Here is an 11954-nt window from a genome sequence, read left to right on the forward strand (position 1 = left end):
TTGGACTGTCATTTCCAAGGATCACGCGGTGACCGCCTTCGCATCTGGCAAACACGCCCATCAGGGCCGGTTACACCACGCTAATGGACGTAACCCGAGAATGAAAGACTCCCCACGTGAACACCTCTCCCACGGGATCCCTGCACCATATCGAGGTATGGGTCCCTGACATCGACCGCGCCAAGCAGGAATGGGGTTGGATTCTGCCCCGCTTGGGATACGCCACTTACCAAAGCTGGGACTCAGGAATCAGCTGGCGACTTGATCAGACCTACATAGTGGCTGAACAGTCACCAGCCTTGAGCGGCCGGAAACACCATCGCGCAGCACCAGGCCTCAACCATCTGGCGTTCCACGCCGGAAGCCAAAAAGACGTGGATGCCCTTGTCGTTGAAAGCGCTCTTCACGGCTGAATGCAGCTGTTCCAGGACAAGTACCCGCACGCTGGCGGACCTGATCACTATGCCGCTTACCTCTTCAACCCAGACGGCTTCGAGATCGAGCTCGTAGCCGCCGGGTAAGCAGAATCTGACGAGTGTCCGGTGAAGGATCCCTTACCGGGCGTTCCCTACAGATGACGCAGGTATCTCTCAGGCGAGTCCAAGAACGACCGCCAGCTGGAAATTAGGTCGAGTTCGGACCAAGTCCGCTGCCGGAGTCCCCACGGGCCGACTTCGAGAATCTGCGCACCAGGGAGAGCTGCGAGGACCGGGGAGTGGGTGGACATGATGACCTGGGACGAGCCCTCGGCAAGGAGATCTTTCAGGACCGCGAGGAGGCTGAGGCATCCCGCGAAGGAGAGCGCCGACTCTGGTTCGTCGAGAACCCATAGTCCGCGTCCCCGGAAACGATCCACCGCCAGTTCCAAGAACGATTCTCCGTGTGACATGTCGTGGAATGAGATGTCCGGACCCGATGTGCTCGGGTTCTTCTCAAGGTAGGTGAAAAAGCCGTGCATGGTTTCAGCGCGCAGGAAGTAACCCCGACGTGTGGCGCCGGCGTTTCGGACGAGCTGCAGGTGATCGGCGAGAACGGATTCGGTAGATCGGGTGCTGTGCCGGGCACCTGTAGATCCGCCTTCCGGGGATAAGCCATAGGCCAGTGCGATAGCTTCCACGAGAGTGGATTTACCCGACCCGTTTTCGCCAACGAAGATAGTCGCCGGGGCCAGGTCGAGTCCGCGGTCCAGAACCTGCGCGACAGGGGCCAGGATGCCCGGCCACCGATGGCGGTCGAGTTGGTGGGCAGGGTCTTCGGCCACCCGTCTGATCGGAGTATTGTGCGAAGGCATGCCCCATTGTTGCAACCTACTCCGCTGGTCCACCAAGTAGCCCGAACCATCGAAGGCACCATCGTGGCATGCAGGCGTCCGGTGGAGGATCCTTTGCCGGGCACCCTCGGGTGCATCCGGCGATCGATTGGAACACTCGTCAGCGAACGGGCGAGCCTTCCCGCGTCCAGGGGAACTGCTGGCGGTTTGCGTAGCATGGGGGCTCAAAGACTATTGGGGGTAGCAATGAGTTTAAGTCCAGCCTTCGGAATCATCGGGATCCTATACGCTGTCTTCGTGATCGCGGTGGCCGTCCTGGCCGTGTACGCTCTGATCTTGGCCATCATCTTCTTACGGCTGAGGATCGCTGAGTTGAAGAGGGCGGCACGGGCCGAGGACAGCTAATGCCCCTGCGCAGTTGCGGCCAAGGGCGTGCCGGAGTGCCGGCCCCCATTGCCTCTAGCTGCTCCGTTACGGTCCTGACCCCTAAGGCTCGATTGGTCGGGTAGATTCAAAGCGAGGGGAAGGGATCCCCAAGCGGACGCCTGGAGCGTCCGGTGGGCTACTGACTTCCGTGGACGGCTACTGTGGCCACTCAGTCCAGGATCTTGACATGAAGGCAAAGGCTCGGACGATGAATGACGCCCTAAAGCTGCAGCGGCATGAACATCGGGACGTAACCGATTCCTCCCGACAAGGAATACAAGGTGTCGCCGTGTAGCGGTTGCCGCATACGCAGCGCCCGTTCCGCCGGCGGGCGTACACGCCCGCCGGCGGGCGTACACGCGGTGTCGGCCGGCAGCGGCGAGGGATCGAAGCCCGCCAGCACCGCCGCCGAACTGCCGCGGACCAGAGTCTCCGCCGTGGCCGGGAACTGCGGGCCATTCAGCGCGTTACTCGCCTGGAACCTGATGAATTTCGCGTGCACGGGACAAATCCGATCTGCTGCTGTCCACCAGCGAGCAGGCGGAGACCTTCGTGCCAACCGGCCCTGGTAACCGAACCCGCTGACGGTGTAGTCGCCGTTGAGCTTCAGCTGCACCCAGTGCAGGGGCTCGTGGCCGCAGCCGGCCACCACGGCACCGCAGAGGTCCCCGCCGGTCCAACGGTGGAGGCGGCGCAGGCACGCGGGTCCAAAGCGGGAGCGAAGCCCGCGGACAGCCCGCGGCTCCCCAAGGTGTCAGTCGCGCAGGTCCTTCCCCTTCGTCTCGGGCAGTGTCAGGACCACCAGTGTGGAAATCACCAGCAGCACAATCGCGTAGACCGGAAACGCCGTGGTCGGGCCGAACGTGGTCGCCATCCAGGACTGCAGGTAGGGGGCGGTGCCGCCGAAGAGCGCGATGCATATGGAGTACGGCACTCCCACGCCGATGGCGCGGATCCGGGTGGGGAAGAGCTCCGCGTAGACGGCCGGGGCGATCGCGGAGAACGCCGCCATCACGAACAGCATGACGCACAGGGTGAGCACCAGCTGCCAGGCGGAGTCTTTCAGGATGGCATTCATCGGGAAGAACAGCAGCGCGGTGCCGATGGTGGTGAAGAGCATGACCGGCTTGCGGCCGATCTTGTCCGAGAGCCAGCCCCAGAACGGCAGGGCCGCCATAAAGACCAGGTTGCCCACCACTCCTGCCCACAGAGCCTCTCCGCGGTCGATGTGCAGGACGCTGGCGGCGTAGGCAGGGGCGTTGACGGCCCACGCGTAGTAGGCCACGGTCATACCTAGCGTCATGCCGATGACTTGTGCGGCGGCCTTGCGGTGCTTGAAAATCTGGGGCCAGAGCGGCTGGCGGGGCGCCTTGTCCGCACTGAAGACCTCTGACTCCGCCATCCCGCGTCGCATGAACAGCGCGAACACGCCCAGCGCCGCGCCCACCAGGAACGGAATCCTCCAGCCGTAGGAATCCATCGCGGCCTTGGGCAGCGTGGAGTTGAGTACCGCGCCCAGCACCAGCCCGGACAGGATGCCGCAGGTGCCGGAGACGTAGATCCAGCTGGACCACAGCCCGCGTCGTTCCTTCGGGGCGGCCTCAGACAGGTAGGTCTGGGCGGAGGGCAGCTCCCCGCCGTGGGCCAGACCCTGGATAAGGCGCGCCACCAGCAGCATCAGGGAGGACACGACGCCCGCCGTGCCGAAGTTCGGCGTCAGCGCGATCATGAGGCTGCCGACGGAGGCCATGCCCACGGAGAGCATCAGCGAGAATTTGCGGCCCTTCCTGTCGGCGATCCAGCCGAAGAGGAAGCCGCCGAAGGGCCGGGCCACGAAACCGACCGCAAAGATGGCCAGCGTCGCCAGGACCGCAGAGGCGGGGTTCTTGTTGTCGAACAGCTGGGCGGCGATGAAAACGGTAAACGCTGCATAGACGTTCCAGTCGTACCATTCCAGCGCGTTGCCAATGCCGGTGCCGATGAGCGTACGACGGCGGGACTGGGCCTTGCCGGGGACAACTGGCGGGGTGCCGGGGGACCGAGCCGGCGTCGTCGTGCCCGTCGTGCTGGGAGTGATGGTCATCGTGCTACTTTCTCGGTGGATGGGGCCTGGGACAGCTGCCGGAGGCGGCTGATCGCCAAGTGGGCGTAGAGAGCGGTGCCGTCGGCCAGGACGCTGTCGTCAAAGGTGGCATACGGGGAGTGGTTGAAGGCGCTGGATGTGTGGTCCGCCCCGGGAGCCACGGCGCTCAGGGCGATAAATGAGCCAGGCACCTCGTTCAGTACCCGGGAGAAATCTTCGGAACCGCTCAGCGGCGTGGCCCAGCGGCTATGCCGGGATGAGCCGAAAAGCTCCTCGATGGCATGTTCCGCGTGGATGGTCTCATCCACGTCGGTCACAGTGATGGGGTATTCGGGATGATAGGCCACATCTACCTCCAATCCATGCGCGGCGGCGATTCCGTGCAGCAGACGCGGAATGGCCGTCATCATCTTCTGCTGTGCGGACTTGGAGAAGGTCCTGATGGTGGCCTCGAAGCGGGCTGTTTCAGGGATCACGTTCCTTTTGGTGCCCGCCTGCAGCACGCCCACCGTGAGGACCGTAGGATCGAACATGTCGAACTGCCGGGTGACCATGACCTGCAGAGAGGTGACCATCTCGCTGACCGCGGTCACCGGGTCCTTGGCCTTGTGCGGCGCGGAGCCATGTCCGCCCGCGCCCAGCACCGTGACCACCAGGCCGTCGGAAGCACTCATCATGACGCCGCGCTTGGTGGCGAACTGGCCGTGCGGCTCCAGCCCTGCGAAGACATGCATGCCGAAAGCGGAGTCCACGCGGCGGCCGGAGGCGTCCAACACGCCCTCGCGAACCATGACGGATGCGCCGTCGTAGCCCTCCTCGCCGGGCTGGAACATGAACACCACATCGCCGTCAAGGGTATGGCGCTGTTCGCTCAGCAGGCGGGCGGCGCTGGCCAGCATCGAGGTGTGCAGGTCGTGGCCGCAGGCGTGCATGGCGCCGTCGAATTCGGAGGTGAAGTCCACCCCTGAGCGCTCCTGCACAGGAAGCGCGTCCATGTCAGCGCGGAGCAAAACCGTGGGGCGGGTGCCGTTGCCGGCTGCAGGTGCCCCGGAGGCGCCGGAGGCTGCGCCGCGCAGCACCGCGGTCACGGAGCTGCAGTCCGCGCCCAGCGAGATCTCCAGCGGCAGGTCGGCCAGCTCGGCCAGCACCTTTTCCTGCGTGCGCGGCAACTCCAGCCCGACCTCCGGTTCGCGGTGCAGCTGGTGGCGGAACCGGGTGGTATCCGGGGCGAGTTCGCGGGCCTGGTCAATGAGCTGCATTGTTCTCCTGGTGGTAGTGGCTCGGCCGGTTTGCTCCGCTTGGGCGGAGATTTGTGCCGAAGAATATTCTGAGGTGGCGTGGTTCACGTCCGGAGAAATCGCAGGAAAAATGCATTTCTGCCGCTGCAAATGCAGAAAACACGCGGATGGAAGGCCATGGAAGTAACCCAGGATGATCTTTTGCTCATCCATGCGCTGCAGATTGCGCCGCGGGTCAGCTGGACGGACGCCGCGGATGTGCTCGGCGTCCATGCCACCAGGCGGTCTGCGGCATCCCCGAAATCATGCCGGTGGAGGAGGGCGCCCGCAACCGGGACCTGATGCTGACGGTGATCACACCGTTGCAGGCGGACCTGAGCCAGGACGTCACTCCCAAACTGGCCGCCATCCCGGGGCTCAACCGCTACCAGTCGTCATTGTGCACCAAGCACCATGTTGGCGGCCACGGCTGGCGGCTCAACGCCCTGACCAGGCCCAGCAGCAGGCATTCAAGGCGCTGGGGGACCGCACCCGTTTGGGACGGTCCGGCGCCGCGCAGCGATGCTGCAGGTACTGAAGCGGAGCGGCCGGGCGACGGCGGTAGAGGTCGCCAACGCTGTGGGCGACCATCCGGCCACCGCCCGGCGCCAGCTCAACCGGGTGCTGAACAGCCAGCTGTTCTCCTTCCGCTGCGAGATGGCCCAGTCCTACTCCGGCTATCCCGTGAGCTGCCAGTGGTCTGCATGGGTTCCTGCCGGACGCCACGGCCAGATCGCCCAGGAGTTGTGGTCCTTCCGGAGCCTGATCATCCCCACCGGCTTCGCCACGCTCAAGCCGAGCACCTACAACGATTGAACGTGCCGGGTTAACGCCGGTCCGCCATATCCGCCCAATTTTCGGCGAGTACCACGGCGACCCACGGATCGACGTCCACCTCAACAAAAGACGACGGCCCACAACCGGCTCCCCCGGCCCGGCGCAACAGCAGCTGCGGCCCGGAATCCCTGCCATCTGGCCGCCACCGGCTTAGCGTGGCTTTCCCGAGCGTTGGTCCTGAAGCCCCAAATGGCAGTCTGCGGCCATGTGGCCCTTCGCGTGGGGGTGAATTCATTGAATTTCCGGCGCTAAGCCGGGCTAGTGGCCTGTATTTGCCTGGTTTGATGTGGTTGGGGCGTGGCCAAATGTAGTCCCCGGTGAGGTTGACGTGTTCCCAGCCCATGGGCGAGAGGAACCGCAAGAGGCCCGGGTCCGTGGTGCTGCCGTCGCTGTCCAGGGTTGTGATGGTGCGGTCGAGGGAGACCGTGTTCCAGAGCACGATGGCTGCCGTGAGGAGATTCAGTCCGCTGGCCCGGTAGCGCTGTTGCTCGAAGGAGCGGTCGCGGAACTCGCCGAGTTGGTTGAAGAACACCGCCCGGGCCAGTGTGTAACGGGCCTCGCCCGTGTTCAGACCGGCGGTGACATTGCGACGCAGGTCAGGATTTTTGAGCCAGTCCAGCAGGAAGAGGGTCCGTTCGATTCTTCTCAGTTCCCGCAGCGCGATGGCGAGCCCGTTCTGGCCGGGCTAGGTGTCGAGAACGCGTGAAGAGCCTCGAATCGTTGCCTTCACCACGCGCTAAGGGCTATTACACCGGTCCGGCGGCCACGGCTATCTAGGAGCCCGCCCGCACGTTTGATAGTTCTGACGGCGACGAGTCGGTCGTGGACCTGCAATTCGGGGATCTTGGAACATATACCAGCCTCGACACGTGGAAGGTGGCTTAGATGCGGCAGCCATAGATTGAGGAAAAGGTTGTGCGGTCCGGTGACGGCGGAGGCGAGCCGACACTCGGGCAGCTTCTGGGCCATGCTGCGGGCGGAATCCAACTGGGCTGGTGGAACAGAAACGAGCAGCGAGACCGAGACAGGGTAGTCCGCGAGTTCGGCGTCGACCTCGCACCGGAAGCTCATGAGCCCGGCCTTTTGAAGACTGTCGATCCGGCGTTTTGCCGTGCCGGGACTGGTCCCCGTGGAAGCGGCAAGCTCAGACCAGGTACGCCGTCCGTCGACCATGAGTTGCCCCAGCAGTTCTTGGTCGAGCCAATCAAGCGTCCTGTCAGCAATGCCCTCTGACTTGAGTCGAGACCGGTGTCCGGCGAGATTTTTCATCTGTGCGGGGTTCAGGGTTCTCAGTTCCCACTGGCTGGCTTCCTGATATAGCTGGGTAACAAAAGCCGTACGGACTTCGGACACGCCGGACACGCCTCCCAGCGTTTCCATGAGGTACTCAGACAATGCGTGCATGTCGCGAGCTGCAAGATCCAACTGCAGGTCGGCGGTTCCTGCCGTGATTTCAACAGTTATCGCTTCCGGATGCCCGGCAATGGCCTCGGCGACTTTCATCCGGCGCCCTGGGAGGCATTTGACCAGCGCAAAGGCCACCGCGCGGTAAGTGGGCAATTCAGGTCCTGGGGATGGGACCACCCAAGCTCGTCCCGCATCCCTGAGGGTAGCCCAGCGGCGCCCCAGGGTGGCGGCCGAAACATCAAGGGAGCGAGCCAGGTCGGACCATTCGATCCGCGGCGAAATCTGAAGCCCGTTCACGATTTCATAATCCAGGGAACTTAGCATGCTCGATTCTTGCAGATAGCGAGCGAAAAAAAAGAAATCCATCAAAATGCAGTGTCAAATGTGATTGCTGTCACCGTTTAACCAGTGCGAAGACCCCGGTAGTGGGAGGACGCGTGCCTACCGCTAGCGGTCAGGCATTAGACGAGACGCTGGTTCCCGACGCCCCAGCCATCGATGGGTGAGAACCCACGTTCAAGTAAGGAGTGTATGACCTGGATGGACGTACAAGAGCTAAGAAAACTAGTCGGTATGCGAGTGGAAAAGCTCGCACCGGAGTTGATCGGCCTGAGCCACAGTCTCCACATGGAGCCGGAAGTCGCCTTTGAGGAATACCGTTCGGCAGAAAAAATCATTTCGATAGCGCAAGAAGCAGGCTTTCGGATCGAGCGTGGGATCGCAGGAATGGACACAGCATTCGAGGCCAGCTTCGGGGACGGCGAGCTCGTCATTGCCCTCCTGGCCGAGTATGACGCCCTACCCATGCTGGGCCACGCCTGCGGACACAACGTCAGCGGCGCCATCAGCGTGGGAGCGGCGCTGGCGCTGGCTGTGGTGGCTGACCAACTGGGACTAACGGTCCGGCTGCTGGGCAGCCCGGCCGAGGAGGATGGGGGCGGCAAGGTCTACATGGTCCAGGCCGGAATGTTCGACGACGTAGCCGCGGCGATGATGGTCCACGCCGGCAATGAGGACACCGTAGGCATGGCAACGCACGCTTTGGGGGCCTGGAACATTACCTATTCCGGCGTTCCATCGCACGCAGCGGCCGCCCCTTGGCTGGGGAGGAACGCCCTGGACGCGATGACGCTGGCGCACACCGCCATTGGACTCCTGCGCCAGCAACTGCCGCCGGGGAGCCTGGTGCACGGCATCATCACCGACGGCGGCCAGGCGTCCAACGTCATTCCAAGCCACGTTCGCGCCCACTACGAGATCCGCGCGTCAGACTTTCCCCAGCTCCGTGAGCTACAGGCCCGAGTGCGGGTCTGCTTCGAGGCCGGGGCCCTGGCTACCGGAACCGAGCTGACCATCGAACCCCGCGGGCTGGATTACGCGGAGCTGGTGCACGACGACTTCATGACCAGGTCCTATGCGGCCGCCGCCCAAACCCTAGGCCGGAGCGTAAGGGACACCGGAGCAGAACGCGGCGGATCGACGGACATGGGCAATGTCTCACGGATCGTCCCGAGCATCCATCCAACCATCGGTTATGACACCGGCGGCGCCGGCCCACACACCGAAGAATTCGCGGCTGCCGGCATCGGCCCCGACGCGGATCGGGCGATCATCGACGGCGCCCTCGCCTTGGCGTTTGTCGGCATGGACCTGGCCCGGGACGCCGGACAGCGCAGGCTGCTTCTGGAAGGTGTGCGAGCCCGGAAGGCAGCAGTTCCGCCAACCGAGACGCCTCCGATGCCTAATAGGGCAGCACAGCAGGTGCCCTATTCACGGCCCACGCATTACCAAACTTCATGACACAGACCCCAACATCCCCCATGATCGGAACTAGCCAGAAAATGTCCAGACTTAAAAACGCAACCTGCATGCTCGTCCTCACCGCAGGTCTGGTGGGGCTGACCGCCTGCACCACCGCTTCCCAGTCCGCAGTGGCAAACACCCCCTCGGGAGGGCCCGCCTTCAATCCGCTGAGTGTAACTAAGGATGACGCCCTGGCCGCCAGCGTCCCGGCTGCGATCCGGTCCAAAGGTACGCTGACTATCGGCTCAGACACCACCTTTCCCCCCGCCGAGTCACTGGGAGGCAGCGACGGACAGACAGCAGTAGGCTACGACGTGGATCTGGCCAAGGCCATTGGTACCAAGCTCGGGCTCAAAGTCAGCATCAGCACCGCTGACTTTCCCTCCATCCTGCCCTCCCTTGGCACCAAGTACGATCTTGGTGTTTCTTCCTTCTTCATCACCAACGAGCGCCTCAAGGCCGTCAATCTCGTCAGCTACTTCCAGGGCGGCACGCAGTGGGCCGTGCAAAAGGGCAACCCTAAAAACTTCGACCTGGACAATGTGTGCGGAAAGAACATAGGAGTCCAAAGCGGCAGCTTCCAGGAAACCGAGGACCTGGCCGGCCGGAACGCCAAATGCATCTCGGAAGGTAAGCCCGCCATCAACATAGTCTCGCTGAAGAGCCAGACCGATGTGAGCACCCGTCTGGTGGCGGGCGGGATCGACGCCATGCCCGCGGCATCCATCACGATTGCCTATGCCATCACCCAGTCCGGCGGCCAGCTGCAGGCCTTAGGGGATGTTTACGGAGCCTCCCCGGTGGGCATAGCCGTAGCAAAGAACGACATACCCCTGGCCGACGCTGTCGCAAAAGCCGTCAACAAGCTCATGGCTGATGGAGATTACAAAAAGATCCTGGACGCTTGGGGCAACGGCTCAGGGGCCATCGACCATGCCAAGGTAAACCCGGACGTGAGCAAGTGACTCCTGCGCTTGTGCAGGCCCGGGACAAGGTGCGTACGGACACCGGGCCGGAACTGATTAAAGCGGTTCCTGTCCGCCACCCCGGCCGGTGGGTGGGCGGCGTCATCGTCCTCCTGCTCGCGACCCTCCTGGTTCAGAGCCTGGTCACCAACGCGAATTTCCGGTGGGACATTGTCCGCACCTACATCCTGGACGTGTTGGTGGTCCAGGGCATCGCCTGGACGCTGCTGCTGACCGTGCTTTCCATGGTCCTGGCCATGGTCCTCGCCATCCTGCTGGCGTTTATGCGTGAGTCGGACAACCCGCTGTTCCGCTACGTCTCCTGGGTCTGGGTCTGGTTCTTCCGCGGCACCCCGGTGTACACGCAGCTGGTGTTTTGGGGCCTGCTCGCGGTGCTGTACCCCAAGATGGCGCTCGGTGTTCCGTTCGGTCCGGAGCTTTTCAGCTTCGCCACCCAGGACTTGGTCACTGCCGCAGTTGCAGCCGTCCTGGGCCTGGGCCTGAACGAATCTGCCTATCTGGCGGAAATCTTCCGGGCCGGGCTAAAGTCTGTGGACAACGGCCAGATGGAAGCCGCGGAAGCCCTGGGCATGCGTAAGTCGAAGATCATGTGGCGGATCATCCTCCCACAGGCCATGCGGGTGATCGTCCCTCCGACCGGCAATGAAACGATCGGTATGCTCAAGGCCACCTCGTTGGTGCTGGCCGTGCCGTTCACCCTGGATCTGACGTTCGTCACGAACGCCATCGCCAACCGCACCTACCTGCCCGTCCCGCTGCTGATCGTAGCCGCGATCTGGTATCTGGTGATCACCAGCTTGCTGATGGTGGGCCAGCACTTCATTGAACGCCACTACGGCAAGGGCGTGGACAATCTTGTTCCGGCCCCCGTGAAGGCAACGCAGGCAGTGACCGCTGCCCACACCACGCCCGACATTGGCACGGAAGAAGGTGGCCAGGTATGAGCTCGGCAACAAACGAACGTGTAGAGACCGCAGTGGCCAACCACCAAGCGACACTCGATGCCTGTAAGACCCTCGTGCGGATCCAGGGCGTGCACAAGTACTTCGGCGCGCATCACGTGCTCCGCGGCATCGACATGACGGTCAAGCAGGGCGAGGTCTCGGTCATCATCGGCCCCTCCGGCTCCGGAAAGTCCACGCTGCTGCGCTGCGTCAACCTGCTGGAGACCATCAGCGCCGGCAGGATCTACGTCCGTGACGACCTGATCGGCTACCGCGAGGCCAACGGCCGGCTGCACGACCTGACCGCTAAAGGCATCGCCATGCAGCGCCGGGAGATCGGCATGGTGTTCCAGCGCTTCAACCTGTTCCCGCACTGCACCGCGGTGCAGAACATCATCGAGGCGCCCACCCAGGTCAAGCGGCAATCCAAGGCGAAGGCCAGATCCAAGGCACTGGAACTGCTGGACCGGGTCGGGCTGGCGGACCACGCCAACCACTACCCGGCCCAGCTCTCGGGCGGCCAGCAGCAGCGCGTGGCGATTGCCCGGGCGCTGGCGATGGAACCGGAACTGATGCTTTTCGACGAGCCGACGTCCGCGCTGGATCCGGAACTGGTGGGCGATGTCCTGAACGTGATGAAGGACTTGGCCAAGTCCGGCATGACCATGATCGTGGTTACCCACGAGATCGGCTTCGCCCGTGAGGTGGGCGATACGCTGACCTTCATGGACGGCGGCGTCGTGGTGGAAAGTGGAGATCCACGCCAACTGATTGCCGCCCCGCAGCACGCCCGCACCCAGGAGTTCCTAGGCCGCGTCCTCTGACCCCTAGTCCGAAAATGAGGTGACCTGCCCGTGGTAGGTGCGTGGGTGGATATCCGGAGGCGACATGGAGCCTCCGGTGGTTTTGAAAATAGAAGTC

Annotated in this window: 12 protein-coding genes and 1 pseudogene; 7 read left to right on the forward strand and 6 right to left on the reverse strand. The window is 63.4% G+C overall.

Going from position 1 to position 11954, the window contains the following annotated elements; all coding sequences use genetic code 11:
* Positions 1-116 precede the first annotated feature (116 nt).
* Complete coding sequence (locus tag ABIB14_RS18135; protein ID WP_354237299.1) at positions 117-413, forward strand: VOC family protein; 297 nt, start codon at positions 117-119, stop codon at positions 411-413.
* 155 nt (positions 414-568) lie between these two features.
* On the opposite strand, the gene ABIB14_RS18140 is transcribed toward ABIB14_RS18135, so the two are convergent.
* Positions 569-1291: an AAA family ATPase gene (locus tag ABIB14_RS18140; protein WP_354237300.1), complete on the reverse strand. Its 723-nt coding sequence runs from the start codon at positions 1289-1291 to the stop codon at positions 569-571.
* Positions 1292-1516: 225 nt separating this feature from the next.
* Between ABIB14_RS18140 and ABIB14_RS18145 the strand changes: the two genes are divergently transcribed.
* Entirely contained in the window at positions 1517-1675 is a 159-nt protein-coding gene (locus ABIB14_RS18145) for a hypothetical protein (RefSeq protein WP_354237301.1), read from the forward strand.
* 241 nt (positions 1676-1916) lie between these two features.
* Here ABIB14_RS18145 and ABIB14_RS18150 read toward each other — a convergent pair whose 3' ends face one another.
* The 3 genes from ABIB14_RS18150 to ABIB14_RS18160 all read right to left on the reverse strand — a co-directional run bounded on the left by ABIB14_RS18150 (position 1917) and on the right by ABIB14_RS18160 (position 5038).
* Positions 1917-2198 (reverse strand): hypothetical protein, encoded by a 282-nt coding sequence (locus ABIB14_RS18150; RefSeq protein ID WP_354237302.1) that lies wholly within the window; start codon positions 2196-2198, stop codon positions 1917-1919.
* Positions 2199-2450: 252 nt separating this feature from the next.
* A complete protein-coding gene (locus ABIB14_RS18155; protein ID WP_354237303.1) occupies positions 2451-3779 on the reverse strand; it encodes an MFS transporter in 1329 nt (442 codons plus the stop codon).
* Entirely contained in the window at positions 3776-5038 is a 1263-nt protein-coding gene (locus ABIB14_RS18160) for a M20 metallopeptidase family protein (RefSeq protein ID WP_354237304.1), read from the reverse strand. Before ABIB14_RS18160 ends, ABIB14_RS18155 begins: the two co-directional genes overlap by 4 nt.
* Positions 5039-5578: 540 nt before the next feature.
* On the opposite strand from ABIB14_RS18160, the gene ABIB14_RS18165 reads away from it, so the two are divergent.
* The gene (locus ABIB14_RS18165) at positions 5579-5872 is read left to right on the forward strand and encodes a hypothetical protein (protein WP_354237305.1); all 294 of its coding nucleotides are present in this window, start codon (positions 5579-5581) and stop codon (positions 5870-5872) included.
* Positions 5873-6143: 271 nt separating this feature from the next.
* Here ABIB14_RS18165 and ABIB14_RS18170 read toward each other — a convergent pair.
* Both ABIB14_RS18170 and ABIB14_RS18175 read right to left on the reverse strand, forming a co-directional pair.
* Positions 6144-6578, reverse strand: a pseudogene (locus tag ABIB14_RS18170) (Tn3 family transposase); the annotation flags it as partial.
* A gap of 41 nt (positions 6579-6619) precedes the next feature.
* Positions 6620-7666, reverse strand: a complete 1047-nt coding sequence (locus tag ABIB14_RS18175) for an Lrp/AsnC family transcriptional regulator (RefSeq protein ID WP_354237306.1) — start codon at positions 7664-7666, stop codon at positions 6620-6622.
* A 207-nt stretch (positions 7667-7873) separates the two neighbouring features.
* Between ABIB14_RS18175 and ABIB14_RS18180 the strand changes: the two genes are divergently transcribed.
* The 4 genes from ABIB14_RS18180 to ABIB14_RS18195 all read left to right on the forward strand — a co-directional run bounded on the left by ABIB14_RS18180 (position 7874) and on the right by ABIB14_RS18195 (position 11857).
* The gene (locus ABIB14_RS18180) at positions 7874-9100 is read left to right on the forward strand and encodes a M20 family metallopeptidase (protein ID WP_354237307.1); all 1227 of its coding nucleotides are present in this window, start codon (positions 7874-7876) and stop codon (positions 9098-9100) included.
* A gap of 68 nt (positions 9101-9168) precedes the next feature.
* Positions 9169-10068 (forward strand): ABC transporter substrate-binding protein, encoded by a 900-nt coding sequence (locus tag ABIB14_RS18185; RefSeq protein ID WP_354237308.1) that lies wholly within the window; start codon positions 9169-9171, stop codon positions 10066-10068.
* Positions 10065-11033, forward strand: a complete 969-nt coding sequence (locus tag ABIB14_RS18190; RefSeq protein ID WP_354237309.1) for an amino acid ABC transporter permease — start codon at positions 10065-10067, stop codon at positions 11031-11033. The genes ABIB14_RS18185 and ABIB14_RS18190 overlap by 4 nt, the downstream gene beginning before the upstream one ends.
* On the forward strand, positions 11030-11857 hold the full coding sequence (locus ABIB14_RS18195) for an amino acid ABC transporter ATP-binding protein (protein WP_354237310.1): 828 nt from the start codon (positions 11030-11032) through the stop codon (positions 11855-11857). The genes ABIB14_RS18190 and ABIB14_RS18195 overlap by 4 nt, the downstream gene beginning before the upstream one ends.
* The last annotated feature ends 97 nt before the right edge of the window (positions 11858-11954 follow it).

The sequence above is a fragment of the Arthrobacter sp. UYEF3 genome, assembly GCF_040546245.1.
In the GTDB taxonomy this organism is placed as follows: domain Bacteria; phylum Actinomycetota; class Actinomycetes; order Actinomycetales; family Micrococcaceae; genus Arthrobacter.